Raw genomic sequence first — 21184 nt, forward strand, 5'->3', positions numbered from 1 at the left:
GTCAACGGCGCGTGACAGGCTCGGTTCGGCTCGATGTCCGCGGTGTTACGTCACACCTCGGCGTAGCTGAGCTGCGGCTTCGTCTCGGCGGTGAGGGTGGATACGGCCCGGGTGGCCGGACGGCGAAGGTATACGGCGCGGGTCACCGCGAAGCAGACGCCGTAGAAGACGAGGAAGGCGACGAAGGCGCCGGTGCCGGAGCCGTAGGACAGGAAGGACTGCCGGAAGGCCAGGTTGATGCCGACGCCGCCGAGCGCGCCGACGGCCCCGATGAGCCCCATCGAGGCCCCGGACAGCCGCCGTCCACGGGCCGCGGCCGCCTCGCCCGTGAGCCCTCCGGCGAGGGCCTTGGCCTGGAAGATCCCGGGGATCATCTTGTACGTCGACCCGTTGCCGAGCCCGCTGAGCACGAACAGCACCACGAAGACCGGCACGAACAGCGCCAGCGACTTCGCCATGCTCGCCACGACCAGGACGGCGGTGGCGGCGGCCATGCCGACGTAGTTCCACAGGGTGATCCGCGCCCCGCCGTACCGGTCGGCGAGGCGCCCGCCGACGGGCCGGACCAGGGAGCCGAGCAGCGGGCCGATGAAGGTGAGGTACGCGGCCTGCAGCGGGGTGCGCCCGAACTGGTTGGTCAGCACCTGCCCGAAGGCGAAGCTGTAGCCGATGAACGAGCCGAAGGTGCCGACGTAGAGGAAGGACATGATCCAGGTGTGGCGGTCCTTCGCGGCGTCCAGGGCGGCGCCGGTGTCGTTCTTCACCGAGGCGAGGTTGTCCATGAACAGCGCGGCGAGGACGGCGGCGGCGACGATCAGCGGGATGTAGATGCCGAGCAGCACCCGCGGCCCGCCGCCCGCCCCGATGATGGCGAGGGCGATGAGCTGGATGACCGGCACGCCGATGTTGCCGCCCCCGGCGTTCAGGCCGAGCGCCCACCCCTTGCGGCGCAGCGGGAAGAAGGCGTTGATGTTGGTCATGGAGGAGGCGAAGTTGCCGCCGCCGATGCCGGCCAGCAGTCCGACCAGCAGGAAGGTGGAGAAGGACGTCCCCGGTTCCATCACCGCGAAGGCGGCGGCCGAGGGGACGAGCAGCAGGCTCGCCGAGATGATCGTCCAGTTCCGCCCGCCGAAGACCGCGACGGCGAAGGTGTACGGCACCCGCGCCACCGCGCCGACCAGGGTGACGGCGGAGGTGAGCAGGAACTTGTCGGCGGGGGTGAGTCCGTACTCGGGCCCCATGAAGAGCACGAGCACGGACCACAGGGTCCAGACCGAGAACCCGATGTGCTCCGCGAGCACCGAGAACCACAGGTTCCGCCGGGCGACCCGTTCGCCGGTCGCCTGCCAGAACCCCTCGTCCTCGGGGTCCCAGCGTTCGATCCAGCGACCGCTGCGACGGATTGGGGCCGGACCTGTCATGACGCCTCCACGGTGCTCCGGGACTCGGTGGTTCGCGGTGATGAGTCCCGAAGGTAGGGAGGACGCGTTTCCTGGCTGTGGCCGTGGGTGACCGGCAGGGAACTTCGCTCTCACTCGCCCGGCGCGGGGGCCGTGAGGGCGCCTGCGCCGGGCCGTGCGGGCGCCGGTGCGGCCCGGCCGCCGGTCACAGGCCGGTCAGGTCCGGTGCGCCGCGTCGCGCGGCCGCCGGCGCCTGGGCGCCGAGCCGTCCGGCCACAGGCGCGGTCTGCGCTTGGCGGCGAGGTCCTCCACCCAGCCGAACCAGACGATGCAGCTCGCGATGAACATCCAGGTGATCGCCAGGACCGGCCAGGGGCTCTCCAGCAGCCACGAGAAGTGCAGGTACATCATGTCGAACTGCCACAACTGGTCCCACAGGGTGGCGGCGACGAGGATGCACAGGTTGTGCCAGAGGTAGATCGTCACCGCTCTGGAGTTGAGCAGGGTGATCAACCGGTCGAAGGGGCGCAGCCAGCGCGGCCACTCCGTCCAGGACGGGCTGACGTGCAGGAGCAGCAGCACGGTGGCGAAGGACCAGAGGGACTGCGCGAACGGGATGTCGTCCAGGTCGTGTCCCTGTCTGAAGCCGTGCGTCAGGGCGTACCACAGGCCCAGGAGCGCGATGGCCGGGGCCACGGAGGGGACCATGTAGCGCGGAACGCGCTTCAGGACGCCTTCCTGGTGCGCCATTCCCAGGATCCAGCAGGCGCCGAAGGTGCTGAAGTCGGTGAGGGCCGAGGGGATGCGCTCACCGGGCAGGTCGAGGTAGCCGAACTCGAAGGCCGCGGAGAGCGCGATCGGCGACAGGATGGTCGCCCAGGGCAGCGCCCGCAACGCTTTCAGCAGGAACGGGGACAGCAGGACGTACCAGAGGTAGGCGCGGATGTACCAGAGCGGCCCGGCCAGTTCGGATCCCCAGTCCTCCCCGAGGATGCCGTGGATGCCGCGCAGGCCCTCGGCGTAGGGCGGGTCGCTCACCGGCAGGATCCAGAAGCCGAGGTGCAGCCACCACCAGCCGGGGTGGCCGTCGTCGCCCGGGCTCCAGCCCTGCAGCACCATGCCGGTCACGCCGATGGCGCCGAGCAGCCACAGCGGCGGCAGGAGACGGCGCAGGCGGCTGCGGACGACCTGCACCGCCGGGCGCTTGAGCGAGCGGGCCATGAGGTTGCCCGCCAGGGCGAACATCACGCCCATGGACGGGAACACGACCGGCAGCCAGGCCCAGCCCATCAAGTGGTAGAAGACGACCCGGAAGAGCGCGACCCCGCGCAGCAGGTCGAAGTACCGGTCGCGCACCGGGGCGCGCCGCTGCTGCCCGGGCTCGGCGGGCGGGGCCGGCTCGTCCGTGGCCGACGGGAGGGTGGGTACGGTCACGTGCTGGGCTTCCTGGGTCGTCGTCGGGAGCGGTGCCGGCGGTGCGGGCGGAGGGGCCGCGGCCCACGGGTGCCGTGTGGCGAGAGGCTCGTGGGCGGGCCCCGGCGGCTGGGCGCCCGGCCGCGGTCCGAGGTCGAAGGGGGGCGTCGTCATCGGGCCGGCCTCCCGCCCGTCACCGGCGGGCCGGGAGCGGACACGGTCGGCGGGGCCGACACGCCGCCCTTGCGCCGCAGCTTCTGCCAGCGCAGGCGGCCGCCGGTGAGCGCCGTGATCCAGGACTGGAGCAGCACGACGTACATGAGCTGGCGGTAGAGGATCTGCTGCAGGGGCAGCGAGACCAGTGGCGTCAGGGGTTCGCGGTCGAGGACGAAGGCGTACGCCGCGCAGGCCGCCTGGACGGCGAGGACGCCGAACCAGGCCCCGATCGTCTTCTCGGTGGGCCCGAAGACGAGGCCGTAGACGAGGAAGACGTCGATCAGCGGGGCCAGCAGCGGGGCCACGACCATGAACAGGGACACCAGGGGCAGGCCGACCCGGCCGAACCGCCCGGAAGGACCCCGTTCGACGACGGCGCGGCGGTGCTTCCAGATCGCCTGCATGGTGCCGTACGACCAGCGGTAGCGCTGGGACCACAGCTGCTGGACGGACTCCGGGGCCTCGGTCCAGGCCCGGGCCTTCTCGGCGTACACCACGTGCCAGCCGTCGCGGTGCATCGCCATGGTGATGTCGGTGTCCTCGGCGAGGGTGTCGTCGCTCATGCCGCCGACCCGTTCCAGCGCCGAGCGGCGGAAGGCGCCGACCGCGCCCGGGATCGTCGGCATGCAGCGCAGGACGTCGTACATGCGGCGGTCGAGGTTGAAGCCCATCACGTACTCGATGTGCTGCCAGGCGCCGATGAGCGTGTCCTTGTTGCCGACCTTGGCGTTGCCGGCGACCGCGCCGACCCGCGGGTCGGCGAAGGGCTGCACCAGTTCACGCACGGTGGCCGGCTCGAAGACGGTGTCGCCGTCCATCATCACGATCAGCTCGTGACGGGCGTTGGCCATACCGCGGTTGAGAGCGGCGGGCTTGCCCGCGTTGAGCTGCCGGATCACCCGTACGTTGGGCAGTCCCAGCCCTTCGACGATGCGGGCCGTGCCGTCCGTGGACCCGTCGTCGACGACGAGGACCTCGATGGGGTGCTCGCTGCGCATCAGCGAACGGACCGTGTTCTCGATGCACTTGGCCTCGTTGTAGGCCGGGACCAGCACGGACACGGGTTCGGTGACGGGGTGCGGGCCCCAGCGGAACCCGCGCCGGCGGGTGCGGCGGGCGTGCAGCGCGGACAGCAGCAGCATGCCGCCGAAACGGGCGAGCACGAGGGAGCCGATGACCGCGAGGCACACCACCAGGGCGCCGGTGGCCCGCTCCGACGCCTGCACCAGGAATATCCAGGCCTTGCCCTTCCACAGGTCCAGGCCGGTGACCGGGGTGTCGGCGTACGGCGCGTCCAGCGCCTCGGTGAGGTTCTGGAACCGGTAGCCCCTCGACTGGAGTTGGGGCAGGAACCGGTCCAGCGCCTGGATCGTCTGGTGCCGCTCGCCGCCGGAGTCGTGCATCAGGACGATCGCGCCCTTGCCGCCCTTGGGCGTGGCCTTGCGGATGATCTCCTCGACCCCGGGCCGGCGCCAGTCCTCGCTGTCGGTGTCGTTGACGACGGTGAGGTAGCCGCGGCTGCCTATGTACTTGGTCACCGGCCAGGACCTGTCGTCCATGGCGTCGGCGAACGAGGAGTACGGCGGCCGGAACAGGGAGCTGCGGATGCCGGCCGCTCCGGCCAGCGCGAGCTGGCTCTGGGACAGCTCCCAGTCGATGCGCCGCTCGGAGTGGTACGACAGGTCCGGGTGGTCGAAGGTGTGCAGGCCCACCTCGTGGCCCTCGTCCACCATGCGTTTGACCAGCTCCGGGTAGCGGGAGGTCATGGAGCCGGTGACGAAGAAGACCGCGTGCGCGTGGTGCTTCTTGAGGATGTCGAGCACCTTCGGCGTCCAGGTCGGATCCGGGCCGTCGTCGAAGGTGAGGACGATGCGGTGGTCGGGCACCCGCAGGCTGCCGGTGCGTCCGCCCCGGGTGTCGATGACCGGGCCGCCGTCGAGGACCTTCTCGGGCACCTTGTCGTTGGCCGCCTCGGGCCGCACGCGGAAGTCCGCGAGGATCTCGTTGTGCACGTAGCCCCGCAGCATGAGCATCGCGAGCGTGGCGATCAGGACCAGGACGGACAGCAGATAGCGCAGGGGGAGCCATCTGCGCCTGGGCAGGGAGGAACGGGGACGGGAGTGTGACGGCATGGGGCGGCTTCGCTGATCAGAGGTGCGGACGCAGGGTGGGGAAGACGGGGCGGTGGGCCTCGCGCCCCTTGCCACCGGCTGTGGAGTGCGAGGGACCGGGAGAGGCGCCGGTACCCGGGGTGGAGGGGCCTGGGGTCGAGCCGGCCGGGGACACCGGAGAGGCGGACGGCTGCCCGGCGGCGGGACCCGCGGACGTGCCGGCGGACGTGCCCGGGCCGGAACCCGGTGTGGAACCGGTGCCCGGTACGGTGCCGGCGGGCGCCGCCGGGGACTCGGCGGAGGTGGCGGGGGCGCTGCTCCCCGGCGTCGGGTCCGTCGAGGCGCTGGGCAGCGGCGGGGCGTCCACCTGGCTGGCCGGCGCGTTCTCGTCCTGGCCGGGCACCGGGACCCACGGCGCGTCCGAGCTCCCCGAGAACAGGGTCGCCACGATGATCACCGCGTACACCGCGCAGGCGAGGCCGACGAGCATGCCGAGGCGGCGGAAGGTGCGGCTGCGGCGGCCGGACTCGTCGACGAAGACGGGGCCGTCGGCGCTCTCGCGGCCGGCGCCGCGCGCGGCGCCCGGGGCCGGGTTCAGCCGGATGTCGCCGAGCTGGACGGCGTCCATCTGGACCGTGACCTCGTGCGGGTCGTGCGTGGGGTCGGCGGCGGTGGGCTGCGCGGGGATGCCTGGGAGGGGCTCCTCCCAGGGGGTGTGCCGGGGCTCGGCCGTACCGGGTCCGGCGAGGTCGGCGACCCGCACCCGGCGCAGCACCGTGGTCTGCTCGGGGTCGTGGGAGTAGGTCCCGCCGGGCTCCGCGGCGTGGCGGAGGTGCGGGGCGGCGCGGTCGTCGGCCCGCGGGAGCAGGGCCGTCCCGTCGGCCTCGGTCGGGGCGGCTCGTCCGCCCCGGCGTATCCCGGCGGCCGGGGAGGCTCCGGGACCGGGGGCCGCACCGGGGTACGGGAACGCCGCGCCGGTCGTGTGACCGGCCTGGGCGTGGCCGCCGCCGGGGAGGGCTCCGGTCTCCGGGTGGACCTGGGTGTGACCACCCGTCATCGGGCGACCCCAGGACGCGGATGCGGTTTCGGGCCACTCCGGTTGGGCGTCTTCTCGCCACTCTTTCACGTGCGCACATCCCCCCACGGGACAGTTCCGGGTGCGCATCGACACCGAGCACCCGCCGTTCGAACCAGGCCCCCACCCAGCCCGAGCGCCCCCTTTACCACACCGTGCTCGGGCCATGAATGTAGCGCATGCGGAGGATCCGTGTTCGCCACGTGCCGCTTAATGGACGCTCATCACATCATCATCTGCGGCTGGAATCCATCGGTCGGCGGGGTGCCCCAGCCATCCCTCGGCCCGCGCGATGTCACTCGCGGCCCTGCGGAGGGCCGCCAGACCGGGGTGAGTCAGCCCTTTGCGCCAGACAAGGGACACGGGCGAGAGCGGGACCGGGTCGACGAGCGGCCGCAGCACAGAACGGGGCATGTCCGGGAAGCCCACCACGGCCAGGATCGCGTTCCGGGTCTTGGCCATGATCCGCTCGAACTCCTCGTCGCCGACCGGCAGTGGCAGGGGCGGCGCGAGCCGGATGCCGCGCCCCTCGAAGAGGCGGAGCGCGAGGTCGGTCCACTCCCGGGTGCGCGGGTTGCCCGCCCCGGCGTACACCGTCTCCCCGGCCAGCGCCGCCAGCGGCACCTCCGGCAGGGCGGCCAGCCTGTGGTCGTCGGGCAGCACGACGGCCATCGGCTCGTAGCGCACCGGCTGTTGCGCGAGCCCCGACCGCAGGGCCGGATCGAGGCCGGCGAAGCGCCCGAAGGAGACGTCCAGCCGGCCGGCCAGCAACTCGGCCGCCGCTCCGGTGAGACCGCTCTCGTAGCGGGCCATCAGCTCGCAGTCGGGGGCGAGTTCTCGGGCCCGGTGCAGCACCCGGCGTCCGGTGACCAGGCCGGCGGAGTTGAGGTCGACCAGCAGCGGCCTCGCCTGGCCGAAGGCGGCGAGCAGATCGTCCTGGGCGGCCAGCACCCGCCGGGCGTGCGGCAGCAGCCGCTCGCCGTCCGCGGTCAGCGTCACCTGACGGGTGGTCCGTACGAACAACTCCGCGCCCAGCTCGCGCTCCAGCCGCCGCACGTCCCGGCTCAGCGCCTGCTGCGCCACGTACAGACGGGCGGCGGCCCGGGTGAAGTGCAGCTCCTCGGCGACGGCGACGAAGGCGCGCAGCAGGCGCGGTTCTATGGCGGCGGGCGCGGGCATGGCGGCGAATCTACATCGCCGATTCACAACGCGGACGCGTGAGTCGGCCCCGAGAAGGTGTTGGACCGGGTGATCCGCTCCGGGTCACCGTGGCACCATGCCGAGACAGACCGCCGAAGAGAGCCGGATACCGCACGGGCAGCGCGAGGAGAGGGAAACGGGGCGGCTCCGCGGATACCGCGGGCTCTTCTCCCGCCCCGGCACGCTCGCCTTCACCGCGGGCAACCTCGTCGCGCGGCTGCCGATGGGCATGTTCAGCGTGAGCGCGGTCGTGATGATCGCCGGGGCCCGGGGCTCGTACGCGCTCGCCGGCGCCGTCACCGCCGTCGGCCTCGCGGCGACCGGGGTGGCCGGGCCGTGGGTCGCGCGGCTCGTCGACCGGCACGGGCAGGCCCGGATCGCCGTGCCGGCCACCCTCACCGCCGTGCTGGGCAGCCTCGCCCTGCTGCTGTGCGTGCGCTACGACGCCCCGGACTGGACGCTGTTCGCCGCCTACGCGGCCACCGCCGCCACCCCCAACATCGGCGGCCTGTCCCGCGCCCGCTGGGCCCACCTGCTGCGCGAGGACCCCGCCGCCCTGCACACCGCCAACTCCTTCGAGCAGGCCGCCGACGAGCTGTGCTTCATGCTGGGCCCGGTGCTGGCCTCCTTCCTGACCGGCACGTTCTTCCCGGAGGCGGGCACGCTCACCGGAGCCGTCCTGCTGCTGGCCGGCATGCTGCTGTTCACCGCGCAGCGGGCGACCGAGCCACCGCCGCTGGCCCGTTCGAAGGCCCGGTCGCCGTTGCGCAGCCCGGGGATCCCGGCGCTGCTCGCCTGCTTCGTGGCGACCGGCATGGTGTTCGGCTCGATGGAGGTCGTCACCATCGCGTACGCCGACGCCCAGGGGCACCGGGCGGCGGCCGGTCTGGTGCTCGCGCTGCAGGCGGCGGGCTCGTGCGCGGCCGGTCTGCTGTACGGGGCCCTGAAGCCGGCCGGTCTCGGCCTGCTTCGCTGCCTGCTCGCGATGGCCGTCCTGATGACCCTGCCGTGGCTGGCCGCCGCCACCACCGGGTCCCTCGTGGCCCTGGCGGGCGCGCTGCTGGTGGCGGGCATGGCGACGGCGCCGACGATGGTGACCGCGATGACCCTGGTGCAGTCCCGCACCCCGGCCGGCCGGCTCAACGAGGGCATGAGTCTCGTCGTCACCGGCCTGCTCACCGGCATCGCCTGCGGCTCGGCCACCGGCGGCTGGGCGGCCGAGCACGGCCCGCCGGCGACGGGCTTCGCGGTGCCCGCGGCCGCGGCCGCCCTGGCCCTGGTCATCGGCGTGGCGCAGCGGCGCACGCAGGCGGCCGGACGGGCGCCGGCGTAGCAGGCGGACGCTCACCGGGCGAGCGGGCGCTCCGGCTGGTTCGATGGTCGGGTCGGCGGTGCGTGGCGGAGGAGGTGCTGATGCGTGGCCGGCTGGCTGTCACCGGAGAACGTGACCGGAGTGACCCGGGTGCTGGACCTGAGCGGGGTGTTCGCCAACGGCACGCTCGGCGGGGTGCTGGCGCGCAGCCGCCGGCTGGACCTCTTCGGCTTCCTGGTCATCGGCATCGTCTCCGGCCTGGGCGGCGGAATCCTCCGCGACACCCTGCTGCAGCACGGGACGCCCGTCGCCCTGACGGACTACAGCTACCTCACCGTCGCCACCGCAGGGACCCTGCTGGCCTTCATGGCCGACCTGAGCCGTCACACCTCCGGCTGGGCCTTCAACATGCTCGACGCCGTGGCGCTGAGCGTCTGGGCGATCGCCGGGGCGCAGAAGACCCTCTCCGTCGGTCTCGGCTGGCTGCCGGCCGTGCTGCTGGGCACGATCACGGCGGTGGGCGGCGGCGCCATCCGGGACCTGCTGCTGGCCCGCACCCCCGCCATCTTCGGCGGCAACCCGCTGTACGCGACCGTCGCCGTGCTGGTGAGCGGGGTGATGGTCCTGTGCAGCCGGCTCGGCGTACCCACCGTCGGCATCCTGGCCGGGATCGTGCTGGGCGTCTCGCTGCGGCTGGCCGCGCTGACCCGGGGCTGGCAGCTGCCGGGCAGCCGCGACTGGCGGCCGCAGGCCTCGCGCGGCCGCGGCTCGTGACCCGGACGCGCCGGAGACCGGGCGGCGGGGGCGAGAGCCGGGCTGAAGGGGACGGGCCGAGGGGGAACGGGCCGAAGGGGACGGCCCAGGGTGGATGGGCCGAAGGGGAACGGGCGGGGGGAAGGGCGGGAGGCGTCACCCATCGAGGCCATCGAGGAAGAGGAGCACCACACCGCCATGAGCCTCAAGGACCGCGTGGACGAGGTCGTAGCCGGGCTCGGCGGCATCCGGCCCGAGCTGGAGGGCTTCTACGAGGACCTGCACGCCCACCCGGAGCTGGGCCACCAGGAGCACCGGACGGCGACCCGGGTGGCGGAACGCCTGGGGAGCTGCGGTTTCCAGGTGCACGACGGGGTCGGCGGCACCGGCGTGGTCGGCGTACTGGCCAACGGGGACGGGCCGACGGTGCTGCTGCGCGCCGACATGGACGCGCTGGCCGTGCGCGAGGAGACCGGTCTTCCGTACGCCAGCAAGGCCGTCGGCAAAGACGCCTCCGGCCGGGAGGTGCCGGTGGCGCACGCCTGCGGCCACGACATGCACGTCACCTGTCTGCTGGGCGCGGCCCGGCTGCTGGCGGGCGCCCGGGACGCGTGGCGGGGAACGCTGGTGGCCCTGTTCCAGCCGGCCGAGGAGCCCGGCGACGGCGCCGACCGAATGCTCGCCGACGGCCTCGCCGACCTCGTGCCACGGCCGGACGTCGCGTTCGCCCAGCATGTGCTGCCCTATCCGGCGGGACGGGTCGGCACCCGCGCCGGGTCGTTCCTGTCGGCGGCGGACAACATCCGCGTCACCGTCCACGGCAGGGGCGCCCACGGCTCGGCGCCGCAGGCCGCGATCGACCCGGTGGTGATGGCGTCGATGATCGTCGTGCGGCTCCAGACGATCGTCTCGCGCGAGCTGGCCGCCACCCGGCCGGCGGTGCTCACGGTGGGCTCCGTGCAGGCGGGCACGAGCGGCAACGTCATCCCCGAGTCGGCGGAGCTGCTGCTGAACGTGCGCACCTACGACGAGGAGACCCGCCGGGCCGTCCTGGCCGCGGTGCGCCGGATCGTGACGGCCGAGTGCGCCGCCTCCGGAGCGGACCGCGAGCCCGAGGTGGAGGAGGGCACCCGCTTCCCGCCGACCGTCAACGACGCGGCGGCGACCCGCGAGGTGGCCGCGGCTTTCGCCGAGGTCTTCGGGGAGCACGCGGGCACGGCCGAACTGCAGAGCGCCAGCGAGGACTTCAGCCGCATCCCGGACGCGTTCGGCGTCCCGTACACCTACTGGGCCCTCGGCTGCGTCGACCCGGACGCCTACGAGGCGGCCCGGCGGAGCGGCACGGTGGCGCGGGACATCCCGGTCAACCACAGCTCCCGGTTCGCGCCGCTCCTCCAGCCCACCTTGGACACGGGCGTACGGGCCCTGGTCACGGCCACGCTGAGCCGGCTGGCGGCACGGGACGGCGGGTGAGTTCCCGGACCGTGCGAGCGGAACGACGAAGGCCCCGCCGCTCGGGAGCGACAGGGCCTTGCCTACATGGGATGAGTGGAGATGGCGGGAATCGAACCCGCGTCCAACGGTGCGGAACCAGGGCTTCTCCGTGTGCAGTCCGCTTCGCTTTTCTCGGCCCCGGCGATCACGCGAACAAGTCGCCGACGGGCCCAGTCACTGTTTGGTTTCCCTCTTCACCCCGTGACCGGGATCAAGGTTTAGTCCCCTAGCTGATGCCAGGATCCGGGACGGGAACAAGCCCGGGCTGACACTCCCGTGAGAGCTTCGCTAGCTGCTTATCAGGCAGCGAGAGCGAAGTGGGAGGAATCGCGCTTGGTATTGGCGATTATTTTTTTCGGCCTGTGGTTTACGAGATCATGGCCGCTTCCTCGACACGCTTCCCCTGCTTCGACATCCGCTGTCGAAACCGATCATCCCCATGTTGATTTTTCAATCCCCTCCGGAGAGGGGGGCTCGCACCCTCCATGGGGTGCTGTGCCATCGTACGTGACCAACGCGGGTCGGTGCCAGCCTATTCCCGCCGGTCCCGCCGGTCGCGCCGGTCGCGCCGGTCGCGCCGGTCGCGCCGGTCCGGCGGCTAGGCCCGCTGCTTGCGCCGGACGGCCGACATCGCACGGTCCGCCTCGCGCCGGTCCTGCTTCTCGCGCAGGGTCTGGCGCTTGTCGTACTCCTTCTTGCCCTTCGCCAGCGCGATCTCGACCTTGGCGCGGCCGTCCTTGAAGTACAGGGCGAGGGGCACGATGGTGTGGCCCGTCTCCTGGGACTTCGCCTCCAGCTTGTCGATCTCGTCGCGGTGCAGCAGCAGCTTCCGCTTGCGCCGGGCGCTGTGGTTGGTCCAGGTGCCCTGGCTGTACTCGGGTACGTGCACGTTGTGCAGCCACGCTTCGTGACCGTCCAGTTGCACGAACCCGTCGACCAGCGAGGCCCGCCCCTGGCGCAGCGACTTCACCTCGGTGCCCATCAGCACGAGACCGGCCTCGTACGTGTCGAGGATGAGGTAGTCGTGCCGCGCCTTCTTGTTCTGCGCGATCAGCTTGCGCCCTTTTTCCTTAGCCATAGTGCCGACCATTTTCGCACCATGGAGGGGGTGCGGGGGAAGCGCATTACGCAGGGGCTACGAGGGATCCCCGAGGCCGCCCAGGACCGTCTCGGCCCGCCGCAGCGCCTGCGGCCCCGCCTCCAGGTCGGGGGTGATGCCCCGGCCGTCCACCGCGCGGCCGGCGGGGGTGCGGTAGTGGCCCACGGTCAGCTCGGCCACCGAGCCGTCGGGCAGCTCGGTGGGCATCTGGACGGAGCCCTTGCCGAAGGTGCGGGTGCCGATCACCACCGCGCGGCCCCGGTCCTGCAGGGCGCCCGTAAGCATCTCGGCCGCGCTCATCGTGCCGCCGTCGACCAGGGTGACCAGGGGCCGGGTGGTGTCGCCGCCGGTGTCGGCGTGCAGAGCGCGCTGGGCGCCGTCGACGTCGTAGGTGGCGACCAGTCCGCCGTCGAGGAAGGCGGAGGCGGTCTCCACGGATTCGGTGACGAGGCCGCCGGAGTTCCCCCGCAGGTCGAGGACGACGCCGGCGCCGGCCGGGGCCCGGCGCACCGCGGCGCGCACGGTGTCGCCGGAGCCCTTGGTGAAGGCGGCGACCTTGATGACGGTGACCCTGCCGGGCAGCTCGCGTACGGTCACCGGGTCCGTGGACAGCCTGGCCCGGCGCAGGGTCTCGGTCCACGCGCGCGCGCCGCGCTGGAGGCCGAGCTTCACGGTCGTACCGGCGGCCGCGTCCTCGGCGTCGCCGCGCAGCAACGAGACCACGTCGGTGACCGGCCGCCCGGCCACGTCCGTGCCGTCGACACTGCGCAGCCGGTCGCCCTTGCGGATCCCGGCGCCGGCCGCGGGCGATCCGGGCTGCACCCGGGTCACCTCGATCCGGCCGTCCGGCTCGGCCCGCGCGAACAGCCCGGTGCCCGTGTACTGGCCGTCCAGGGCCTCCTGGAACTCCTGGTACTCGTTCTCGGAGTAGACGGCCCCCCAGCGGTCCCCGCTGCGGCTGACGGCCCGCTCGGCGGCCTCCATGGGCGACTTGCCGTCGGCCATCGCCTTGGCCGCGGCCCGCCGTACGGCCTCGTGACGGGTGGCCGAAGGCGCGGGCGCCGACGCGGACTTGGGGCCGGACCGGGCGCCGTGGCCGGGGTCCGGGAAGGAGCCGGTGGCGGCGCCGGCGACGAGGGCGCAGGCGAAGACCAATGCCAGGGCGGCCCCACGGCCGGTGCGGCGGGGCTGACAGAGCGGGTCACGGCCTGACATGGCGGCGAGTCTAGGACAACTGCCAAGGGCCGTACGGACGGAAGCCCGTACGGCCCTCTTGGGATGCGTCACACCTTCAGGTACTTGCGCAACGCGAAGAACGCCGCCAGAGCGGGCATCAGCACACTGGTGGCGAGGATCAGCGGCAGCTTGGTCAACACCGCGTCCCAGCCGACGAAGTTGATCAGCGTGAGCTTGTTGGACAGGGCCATGCCGTGGTCGATGGTGAAGTACCGCCCGACGATCAGGAAGACGCAGGCGAGGCCGCCGCCGATGAGCCCGGCGACCGCGGCCTCCATGATGAACGGCGCCTGGATGTAGAAGCCCGAGGCGCCGACGAGGCGCATGATCCCGGTCTCACGCCGACGGCTGAACGCCGACACGCGCACGGTGTTGACGATCAGCAGCAGCGCGACGAGCAGCATCAGCGCCATCACGCCGAGCGCGGCCCGGTTCATCAGGTTCAGCAACTGGAAGAGGTTGTCCAGGATGCCCTTCTGGTCCTGCACCGACTGCACTCCGTCACGCCCGTTGAACGCGGTGGCGATGACCTGGTACTTCTGCGGGTCCTTGAGCTTGATGCGGTACGACTCCTGCATCTGGTCCGGCGTCAGCGAGCCGGCCAGCGGGGAGTTGCCGAACTGCTCCTTGTAGTGCTTGTACGCCTCGTCCTGCGACTCGTAGGTCACCTTCTCGACGATGGCCATCTTGCCGAGGTCGGTGCGGATCTGCTTCTTCTGGTCCTCGGTGACCGCGCCCTTGGCGCAGTTGACGTCCGACTGCGCGTCGCTCTTGTTGCACAGGAAGATCGAGACGTTGACCTTGTCGTACCAGTAGCCCTTCATGGTGCTCACCTGGTCGCTCATCAGCAGGGAGCCGCCGAAGAGGGCCAGGGACAGGGCGACGGAGACGATGACGGCGAAGGTCATCGTCAGGTTGCGGCGGAGACCGACACCGATCTCCGACAGGACGAACTGGGCGCGCATGGCGTCGGATCTAGCCTTTCCGTGGACGTGTCTGGGGCGGCGGTCAGTGCTGGTAGCCGTAGACGCCGCGGGCCTGGTCGCGGACGAGGCGGCCCTTCTCCAGCTCGATGACGCGCTTGCGCATCTGGTCCACGATGTTCTGGTCGTGCGTCGCCATGATGACCGTGGTGCCCGTCCGGTTGATGCGGTCGAGCAGCTTCATGATGCCGACGGAGGTCTGCGGGTCGAGGTTGCCGGTCGGCTCGTCCGCGATCAGCAGCTTGGGCCGGTTGACGAAGGCCCGCGCGATGGCCACGCGCTGCTGCTCACCACCGGACAGTTCACCCGGCATCCGGTCCTCCTTGCCGCCGAGCCCGACCAGGTCGAGCACCTGCGGCACGGACTTGCGGATCTCGCCGCGCGACTTGCCGATGACCTCCTGCGCGAAGGCCACGTTCTCGGCGACGGTCTTGTTGGGCAGCAGGCGGAAGTCCTGGAACACCGTCCCCAACTGGCGGCGCATCTGCGGCACCTTCCAGTTGGAGAGGCGCGCGAGGTCCTTGCCCAGGACGTGCACCTGGCCGTGGCTGCACCGCTCCTCACGCAGGACGAGCCGCAGGAAGGTCGACTTGCCGGAGCCTGAGGATCCCACGAGGAAGACGAACTCGCCCTTCTCGACCTCCAGGGAGACATCCCTGAGAGCTGGGCGGGTCTGCTTGGGGTAGACCTTGGAGACGTTGTCGAATCGGATCACGGATGCACCACGGGTCGCCGGGGGTAGATGAGCGTGACCTTACGCGAACCGGGAGTCCCGGCGCAGGGCCCGGTCGCGGTTGGTTGCGGCTTGTGCGTTTTTGTACAGGACCGGATTCGGGCTTCTGAGAGCGCCCGCGCTTCTCGTGGGGGAACCTGGCACAGTGGAGGGGGGAACGTTCTGGTTCCCGAGTGCGTTGTACGTGTGATGGCCGGCGCAAGGAGGGCGAGCGCATGACGTACGACCGGTTGGTGTGCGCGAACTGCGCGTCGCCCGTGAGTGAGGGCCGGTGCCCCGTGTGCCGTGCCAACCGCGAGCGGCTGCAGCAGGAGGGCTTCTTCGCGGGCCTGAACCCCATGGCGCTGATCGCGCTGCTCGCGGTGCTGATCGCCGCGGTCGCGCTGCTCGCCCACCAGGCAGCGTAGGAAGACCGGACAAGACGGCCGAAGGGCCCGGAGCGCGAAGCTCCGGGCCCTTCGTCTCGCGCGCTGTGCGCGGAACGTCGCCGTACGGCTACGTTCAGGCGGCGGCGCCGCCCCGGCCGTTCACGAGCCGCGGCAGGAAGCGGAAGCCGATGCCGCCGGCGATCATCGTCGCGGCGCCGACCAGCAGGAACGCGGTCTGTCCGGCACCGGTCTCGGCGAGCTGCTTGTCGCCGCCCTGGGCCGTGGTGTCCGAGCCCGTGTCCGTGAGGGCGGAGGAGCCCTCCTCCTGGGCGGCGTTGTCGTTGCCGCCGCCCTGGGGCGCGCTGCCGCCGGTGGAACCGTCACCGCCGGTGCTGCTGGAGCCACCGCCGTTGCCGCCGGTGGAGTTGCCGCCACCGTTGCCGTTGCCACCCGAGTTGCCGTGGCCGCCGCCTGTGCCGTTGCCACCCGAGTTGCCATTGCCACCGGTGCTGTCGTCACCGCCGGTTGTGGTGGTCCCACCGTCCGTCGTGGTGCCACCGTCCGTGGTGCCGCCGTCCGACGTCGTGCCACCGATGGTGACAGTGCCACCGATGGTGGTGCCGCCGTCGGTGGTGCCACCGTCCGTGGTGGTGCCGCCATCGGTGGTGCCGCCGTCCGACGTCGTGCCACCGATGGTGACGGTGCCACCGTCACCACCTTCGGACACACCGACACTGGCACCACCGTCGGTGGTCGTGCCACCGTCTGCGGTACCACCGTCTGCCGTGCCCCCGTCGCTCTCACCCTCAGTGCTCACACCCAGCGTGAGCGGCCCCGCCTGGACTCCGAGGTCCAGGGCGGAGGCGGCGCCCGCGGCGGTCAGTGAGGCGCCGGCCGCGATCACGGCGCCGGCGGCTATCCGCGCGACCCGGATCCGCGTCTTCTTCGTCATGTGGTTGCTACCCCCAGTAGCTGTCGTCAATGAGGCGGCGCGTGGGGCGTGCCGTGATCGACGGAGGCAGCCGTGACGAGATCTGCGTCAATTCCCCCGGTTCACATGCGCCCCAGAGATACGCATGCCGCGTTTCACCCTCGCGATTTTTCAAGGCGCCGTCAAGGCCGTTTGCGGGCGCAATGTCCGACCGGGCGGCGTTTGCCGCGACTTGGAACCTGTGAGTGTGATGTAAAACCCAGACAAATGACAACTGCCGCCCTAGGGACGGCAGTTGTCATGTCGACAAGACTACTTCTCCCCCTGCTTGCGCCAGCGAATGCCGGCCTCCAGGAACCCGTCGATCTCGCCGTTGAAGACGGCCTCGGGGTTGCCGACCTCGTGCTCGGTGCGCAGGTCCTTGACCATCTGGTACGGGTGCAGCACGTAGGAACGCATCTGGTTGCCCCAGGAGTTGCCGCCGTCGCCCTTGAGGGCGTCCATCTTGGCCTGCTCCTCCTGCCGGCGCCGCTCCAGCAGCTTCGCCTGGAGGACGTTCATCGCGGTGGCCTTGTTCTGGATCTGCGAGCGCTCGTTCTGGCAGGAGACCACGATGCCGGTGGGGAGGTGGGTGATGCGGACCGCGGAGTCGGTCGTGTTCACGCCCTGGCCGCCGGGCCCGGAGGAGCGGTAGACGTCGATCCGCAGCTCGGACTCGTCGATCTCGACGTGGTCGGACTGCTCCACGACGGGGAGCACCTCGACACCGGCGAAGGAGGTCTGGCGGCGGCCCTGGTTGTCGTAGGGCGAGATGCGCACCAGGCGGTGGGTGCCCTGCTCGACGGAGAGGGTGCCGTAGGCGTACGGCGCCTGCACTGCGAAGGTGGTGGACTTGATGCCCGCCTCCTCCGCGTACGACGTCTCGTAGATCTCGGTCTTGTAGCCGCGCTGCTCGGCCCAGCGCAGGTACATGCGCTGGAGCTTCTCGGCGAAGTCGGCGGCGTCGACGCCGCCGGCCTCGGCGCGGATGTTGACGAGCGCCTCACGGGCGTCGTACTCGCCGCTGAGCAGCGTCCGGACCTCCATCTCGTCCAGCGCCTTGCGGACGGCGGTCAGCTCGGACTCGGCCTCGGCGCGGGTGTCCGGGTCGTCCTCCTCCTCGGCCATCTCGAAGAGGACGGCGAGATCGTCGATCCTGCCGCGCAGCCCCTCCGCCTTCCTGACCTCGGCCTGGAGGTGGGAGAGCTTGCTGGTGATCTTCTGCGCCTCGTCCGGGTTGTCCCACAGGGACGGCGCGGCCGCCTGCTCCTCGAGCACGGCGATGTCTGCCCTCATCCTGTCGAGGTCCAGGACGGCCTCGATCGACTCCATGGTCGAGGAGAGGGACTTCAGCTCTTCGGATACATCGACGACTGCCACGCATCCAGCGTAACGGCTCCGCCGAGCGGCCAGGGCAGGGCGGCTCGGCGGAGCACGCGGACACGGGCGCCGCCCGTGCCCCGCCGGTGCCCCGCCGCCCGGCGGTCAGGGCGTCGACGTGCTGTGGGTGCCCGCGGGCGGCTCGTCTCCCGACGTCGCCGCCCACGCCCCCACGCCGACGGCCGCGGCGAGCACCACCCCCGCCACGCCCAGGGTGATCCGGCGCCGCCGCACCGCCGCCCGGTGCCGGGCCGAGCCAGGGCGCGGCGCGCCCGTCGCGCGCGGGACCCGGGCCGTGCCGTGCGCCCCGCCGGCCAGCTCGTCCGGGGCCGGCACCCGCATCGAGGTGTGGGTGTCCCGGTTGGAGTCGGGTCTGGCGCCGGGCACCAGGGACACCGCGCCGCGCCGCCGCACCGGCTCGCCGCCGGCCGGGTCCCGCACGACCGGGTCCTCGGCATCCTCGGCGGACTCGGCGTCCGGCTCGTCCACGTCCAGCGGGGGCATCCCGGCCAGCAGGGGGAGCTGCTCCCGCAGGCGTGCCGCGAGCTCCGAGGCGCGCAGCCGGGAGGCGGGCGCCTTGGCCAGGCACTGCACGAGGAGCTGCCACAGCTCCTCGGGGATGCCGGGCAGCGGTACGACGGTCTCGGTGACGTGCCGGCGCAGCACCGCGCCGGGGTGGCCGCCCCCGAACGGCGTGAAACCGGCGAGGAGTTCGTAGAGGACCGTGGCGAGCGCGTAGATGTCCACGGCGGCCCGCGGGGGCAGGCCCTCGACGATCTCCGGGGCCAGGTAGTCCGGGGTGCCGATGATCTTCGTGGCGCGGGTCCGCTTCGGGGAGTCGATCAGCTTGGCCACCCCGAAGTCGGTGAGCAGCGCCGGGTGGGACCCGCCGGGGCCGAGCGGGCCCTGCATGTCCAGCAGGATGTTCTCGGGCTTGACGTCCCGGTGCACGATCCCGGCCGCGTGGGCCGCGGCGAGCCCGTCGGCGACGTCCGCGACGATCGCCACGGCCGACTCGGGCGCGAGCCGCCGCTCGCGCTCCAGACGGGTGCGCAGGTCGGTGCCGCGCACCAGGTCCATCACCAGGGCCAGGTCGTTGCCGTCGACCACCAGGTCGCGCACGGAGACGATGTGCGGGTGCTCGAGGCCGAGCAGCGCGGTGCGCTCCTGCACGAAGCGCCCGACGAGCTCCTGGTCGGACGCGAGGTCCTCGCGCAGCAGCTTGATCGCGACGGGCCCCTCCGGTCCCTCACCCAGCCACACCGTGCCGGCGCTGCCCCGCCCCAGGATCTGGTTGGCGGTGTACCGGCTGCCGATCTTCCGTGCCAAGACTGCTCCTACCGACGCGTGTTGTCCTCAAAACTACGCGCCGGAGGAGCCAACCTTCACCGCCGGGGCGGAAATCACCCGCCGGATGTCGACAAATTCCCAAACTCGCGTTCAGTTGCCGCTTCCGGAGGAGCCGTCGAGCTGCTTGACCCAGTCGCCCACCTGACCGGCCCAGTCGCTGAGCTGCTGCCAGTAGCCCCGGCCCTGGCCGACCCAGCTGTGCAGCGGGGTCAGCTCCCAGACCAGCCAGCTCGCGACGACCAGGATGACGATGGTGAACAGGCAGCCCTTCAGGCAGCCGAGCCCGGGGATCTTCATCGGGTTGGCGCTGCGCTGCCGCGGCGCCCGGGGCTCGCGCGCGGGCCGCTGCGGCTCCGGGGCGGGGGGCGCGTACCGCTGCGGCTGGCGCTGCGGCTGCCGCTGCGGGGCGTACTGCTGGGGCTGCTGGTCCGGGTAGCCGTACGCGGCGTGCGGCTGCTGCCGGCCGCGCGGCTGCGGCTGCTGCGGGCGCCCCTGCGGGGCCTGGCGCGGCTGCTGCTGCGGCCGGGCCACCTGCCGCTGGGGGCGGCGGCGCAGCGGGTCCTCGTCCGGGTCGAGGTACTGGACCTGCGTCTGCTCGTTGCGGTCCCGGGCGGCCCGCAGCTGGTTCTGCCAGGGGTGCGGCTGGTCGGGCTGCCCGCCCTGCGGGCCGGTGCTCGGCAGCACCGCCGTCGGGTCGGCGGCGCCGGTGTTCGGCAGCACGGCGGTGGGGTCGGCGGCGCCGGCCGGGCCGCCGGTGTGCGGCAGCACGCTGGTCGCGGCGTTGGGGTCGTACGCCCCCTGGGGCGCGTTGGTGGGCAGCACCTGGGTGGGGTCGGCGGCGCCGGGCGCCCCCGGGACGGCGGCCGGGGCCGGGTCGGGGGCGAGCAGGGCGCCCACGCCCTCGGCGGCGGCGATCTGCGCGGAGTTCGCGTGCACGCCGACGCCCTCGGCCACGACCCGAAGCCCGCGCGCGAGGTTCTCCGCACTGGGCCGCTCGTCGGGGTTCTTGCGCAGGCAGCGCTCTATGACCGTCCACAGCGGGTCCGGGACGGTGGAGGGGCGGCGCGGTTCGGCGCTCAGGTGCTGGTGCAGCACCTCGAGGGCGGTGCCCCCGGAGAACGGCGGACGGCCGGTGACCAGTTCGTACAGCAGGATGCCGGCGCCGTAGATGTCGACGGCGGAGGTCTGCGGGCGGCCCTCGGCGGACTCCGGCGCGACGTACGCGGGCGTGCCGACGAACTCGTGGGTGCGGGTCAGGCCCGGGGAGTCGGCGAGGCGGGCGATGCCGAAGTCGGTCAGCATCGGGTGCATCCGGCCGTTGTACTGCTGGAGCAGCACGTTGGCGGGCTTCAGGTCGCGGTGGACCACGCCGTCGGCGTGGCTGGCGGCGAGGGCGTCGGCGATCTGCGCGGTCATCAGCGCCGCGGCGACCGGCGTGAAGGGGCCGTTCTCGCGCAGGTAGCGGTGCAGGTCCGGACCGTCGACGAGGTCCATGACGAGGGCCAGCAGATCGCCCTCGACGACCAGGTCGCGGACCCGCACGATGTTCGGGTGGGTGAGCCTGAGCAGGACGGAGCGCTCGCGCAGGAAGCGCATCACGATGTCCGGGTCGCTCGCCAGCTCCTCCTTGAGGACCTTGATCGCGACCGTCTCGCCGGGCTGGCCGGGCACGGCGGCCTCGGCACCCGCGGTCTCGCGCTGGCGGGCACGCCAGACGGTGCCCGTGGCGCCGCGTCCGAGCGGCTCCTCGAGCAGGTACTTGCTGCCGACTGGCCGCACGTCACGCGCTCCCTGCTGCTTGCTTGCCGGTGTTCCGTATTCCGACCCACTGTAGTGCCGGTCCACTGGGCACTACGTAAGCGTTCCCGACGATGTTCGCCGGTCCGCCCGGACCTCGCCCGTCGGGCTTCGGGCCGGTGGGTTCCGGTTTCGGGGGAAGACGCTCGCCCCGGTCTCCTGGTTGCCGGGCGCCGCACGTGACCGATCTCAACTGATCGTCGGCGCACCACTGGTCAGGCACTTTTAGGGGCAGAGCTGACCATTCAAGATCACTTGGCACCGGGTCGTGGGCACGTTGTCAGTGACAGGTGC

At 72.2% G+C, this 21184-nt stretch carries 17 protein-coding genes and 1 other RNA gene; 4 read left to right on the top strand and 14 right to left on the bottom strand.

What is annotated here, in order from left to right:
- Positions 1 to 50: 50 nt before the first annotated feature.
- The 5 genes from ACFQ9Z_RS25515 to ACFQ9Z_RS25535 all read right to left on the bottom strand — a co-directional run bounded on the left by ACFQ9Z_RS25515 (position 51) and on the right by ACFQ9Z_RS25535 (position 7394).
- Positions 51 to 1421, bottom strand: a complete 1371-nt coding sequence (locus tag ACFQ9Z_RS25515; protein WP_383022944.1) for a nitrate/nitrite transporter — start codon at positions 1419 to 1421, stop codon at positions 51 to 53.
- A 195-nt stretch (positions 1422 to 1616) separates the two neighbouring features.
- Entirely contained in the window at positions 1617 to 2834 is a 1218-nt protein-coding gene (locus ACFQ9Z_RS25520) for an acyltransferase (protein ID WP_383022946.1), read from the bottom strand.
- A gap of 149 nt (positions 2835 to 2983) precedes the next feature.
- Complete coding sequence (locus ACFQ9Z_RS25525; protein WP_383022948.1) at positions 2984 to 5161, bottom strand: glycosyltransferase; 2178 nt, start codon at positions 5159 to 5161, stop codon at positions 2984 to 2986.
- A gap of 16 nt (positions 5162 to 5177) precedes the next feature.
- Entirely contained in the window at positions 5178 to 6197 is a 1020-nt protein-coding gene (locus ACFQ9Z_RS25530) for a hypothetical protein (RefSeq protein WP_383022950.1), read from the bottom strand.
- Between the two features lie 228 nt (positions 6198 to 6425).
- Positions 6426 to 7394, bottom strand: a complete 969-nt coding sequence (locus ACFQ9Z_RS25535) for a LysR family transcriptional regulator (RefSeq protein WP_383022953.1) — start codon at positions 7392 to 7394, stop codon at positions 6426 to 6428.
- 97 nt (positions 7395 to 7491) lie between these two features.
- On the opposite strand from ACFQ9Z_RS25535, the gene ACFQ9Z_RS25540 reads away from it, so the two are divergent.
- The 3 genes from ACFQ9Z_RS25540 to ACFQ9Z_RS25550 all read left to right on the top strand — a co-directional run bounded on the left by ACFQ9Z_RS25540 (position 7492) and on the right by ACFQ9Z_RS25550 (position 10953).
- The gene (locus ACFQ9Z_RS25540) at positions 7492 to 8748 is read left to right on the top strand and encodes an MFS transporter (protein WP_383022955.1); all 1257 of its coding nucleotides are present in this window, start codon (positions 7492 to 7494) and stop codon (positions 8746 to 8748) included.
- Between the two features lie 84 nt (positions 8749 to 8832).
- Complete coding sequence (locus ACFQ9Z_RS25545) at positions 8833 to 9501, top strand: trimeric intracellular cation channel family protein (RefSeq protein WP_383022957.1); 669 nt, start codon at positions 8833 to 8835, stop codon at positions 9499 to 9501.
- A 177-nt stretch (positions 9502 to 9678) separates the two neighbouring features.
- Entirely contained in the window at positions 9679 to 10953 is a 1275-nt protein-coding gene (locus tag ACFQ9Z_RS25550) for an amidohydrolase (RefSeq protein WP_383022959.1), read from the top strand.
- 73 nt (positions 10954 to 11026) lie between these two features.
- Here ACFQ9Z_RS25550 and ssrA read toward each other — a convergent pair.
- The 5 genes from ssrA to ftsE form a co-directional block, all read right to left on the bottom strand.
- Positions 11027 to 11413: a transfer-messenger RNA gene (gene ssrA, locus ACFQ9Z_RS25555) on the bottom strand.
- Between the two features lie 159 nt (positions 11414 to 11572).
- Complete coding sequence (gene smpB / locus ACFQ9Z_RS25560; protein ID WP_143638372.1) at positions 11573 to 12052, bottom strand: SsrA-binding protein SmpB; 480 nt, start codon at positions 12050 to 12052, stop codon at positions 11573 to 11575.
- Between the two features lie 57 nt (positions 12053 to 12109).
- Positions 12110 to 13288, bottom strand: coding sequence for a S41 family peptidase (locus tag ACFQ9Z_RS25565; protein WP_383022962.1), 1179 nt, complete (start codon positions 13286 to 13288; stop codon positions 12110 to 12112).
- A 68-nt stretch (positions 13289 to 13356) separates the two neighbouring features.
- On the bottom strand, positions 13357 to 14274 hold the full coding sequence (gene ftsX, locus ACFQ9Z_RS25570) for a permease-like cell division protein FtsX (RefSeq protein ID WP_383022965.1): 918 nt from the start codon (positions 14272 to 14274) through the stop codon (positions 13357 to 13359).
- Positions 14275 to 14317: 43 nt separating this feature from the next.
- The gene (gene ftsE / locus ACFQ9Z_RS25575) at positions 14318 to 15007 is read right to left on the bottom strand and encodes a cell division ATP-binding protein FtsE (RefSeq protein ID WP_031159396.1); all 690 of its coding nucleotides are present in this window, start codon (positions 15005 to 15007) and stop codon (positions 14318 to 14320) included.
- Between the two features lie 233 nt (positions 15008 to 15240).
- Between ftsE and ACFQ9Z_RS25580 the strand changes: the two genes are divergently transcribed.
- Complete coding sequence (locus ACFQ9Z_RS25580; protein ID WP_143638368.1) at positions 15241 to 15432, top strand: hypothetical protein; 192 nt, start codon at positions 15241 to 15243, stop codon at positions 15430 to 15432.
- Positions 15433 to 15526: 94 nt separating this feature from the next.
- Here the strand turns inward: ACFQ9Z_RS25580 and ACFQ9Z_RS25585 are convergent, their stop codons facing one another.
- From ACFQ9Z_RS25585 to ACFQ9Z_RS25600, 4 genes are all read right to left on the bottom strand, one after another.
- On the bottom strand, positions 15527 to 16345 hold the full coding sequence (locus ACFQ9Z_RS25585; RefSeq protein ID WP_383022968.1) for a hypothetical protein: 819 nt from the start codon (positions 16343 to 16345) through the stop codon (positions 15527 to 15529).
- Positions 16346 to 16636: 291 nt separating this feature from the next.
- The gene (gene prfB, locus ACFQ9Z_RS25590; protein ID WP_383022970.1) at positions 16637 to 17743 is read right to left on the bottom strand and encodes a peptide chain release factor 2; all 1107 of its coding nucleotides are present in this window, start codon (positions 17741 to 17743) and stop codon (positions 16637 to 16639) included.
- Between the two features lie 105 nt (positions 17744 to 17848).
- On the bottom strand, positions 17849 to 19072 hold the full coding sequence (locus tag ACFQ9Z_RS25595; protein WP_383022972.1) for a serine/threonine-protein kinase: 1224 nt from the start codon (positions 19070 to 19072) through the stop codon (positions 17849 to 17851).
- 111 nt (positions 19073 to 19183) lie between these two features.
- Positions 19184 to 20872, bottom strand: a complete 1689-nt coding sequence (locus ACFQ9Z_RS25600; RefSeq protein ID WP_383022974.1) for a serine/threonine-protein kinase — start codon at positions 20870 to 20872, stop codon at positions 19184 to 19186.
- Positions 20873 to 21184: the final 312 nt, after the last annotated feature.

It is taken from the genome of Streptomyces sp. NPDC056580 (assembly GCF_042793175.1).
Classification (GTDB): domain Bacteria; phylum Actinomycetota; class Actinomycetes; order Streptomycetales; family Streptomycetaceae; genus Streptomyces.

What these genes read in the sequence shown, in the direction of transcription:
- ACFQ9Z_RS25515 (WP_383022944.1), bottom strand. Translation starts at nt 1,421, where the DNA reads ATGACAGGTCCGGCCCCAATCCGTCGCAGCGGTCGCTGGATCGAACGC.
- ACFQ9Z_RS25580 (WP_143638368.1), top strand. Translation starts at nt 15,241, where the DNA reads ATGACGTACGACCGGTTGGTGTGCGCGAACTGCGCGTCGCCCGTGAGT.
- ACFQ9Z_RS25550 (WP_383022959.1), top strand. Translation starts at nt 9,679, where the DNA reads ATGAGCCTCAAGGACCGCGTGGACGAGGTCGTAGCCGGGCTCGGCGGC.
- ACFQ9Z_RS25585 (WP_383022968.1), bottom strand. Translation starts at nt 16,345, where the DNA reads ATGACGAAGAAGACGCGGATCCGGGTCGCGCGGATAGCCGCCGGCGCC.
- ftsX (WP_383022965.1), bottom strand. Translation starts at nt 14,274, where the DNA reads ATGCGCGCCCAGTTCGTCCTGTCGGAGATCGGTGTCGGTCTCCGCCGC.
- ACFQ9Z_RS25530 (WP_383022950.1), bottom strand. Translation starts at nt 6,197, where the DNA reads ATGACGGGTGGTCACACCCAGGTCCACCCGGAGACCGGAGCCCTCCCC.
- ACFQ9Z_RS25535 (WP_383022953.1), bottom strand. Translation starts at nt 7,394, where the DNA reads ATGCCCGCGCCCGCCGCCATAGAACCGCGCCTGCTGCGCGCCTTCGTC.
- ACFQ9Z_RS25525 (WP_383022948.1), bottom strand. Translation starts at nt 5,161, where the DNA reads ATGCCGTCACACTCCCGTCCCCGTTCCTCCCTGCCCAGGCGCAGATGG.
- smpB (WP_143638372.1), bottom strand. Translation starts at nt 12,052, where the DNA reads ATGGCTAAGGAAAAAGGGCGCAAGCTGATCGCGCAGAACAAGAAGGCG.
- ACFQ9Z_RS25540 (WP_383022955.1), top strand. Translation starts at nt 7,492, where the DNA reads ATGCCGAGACAGACCGCCGAAGAGAGCCGGATACCGCACGGGCAGCGC.
- ACFQ9Z_RS25565 (WP_383022962.1), bottom strand. Translation starts at nt 13,288, where the DNA reads ATGTCAGGCCGTGACCCGCTCTGTCAGCCCCGCCGCACCGGCCGTGGG.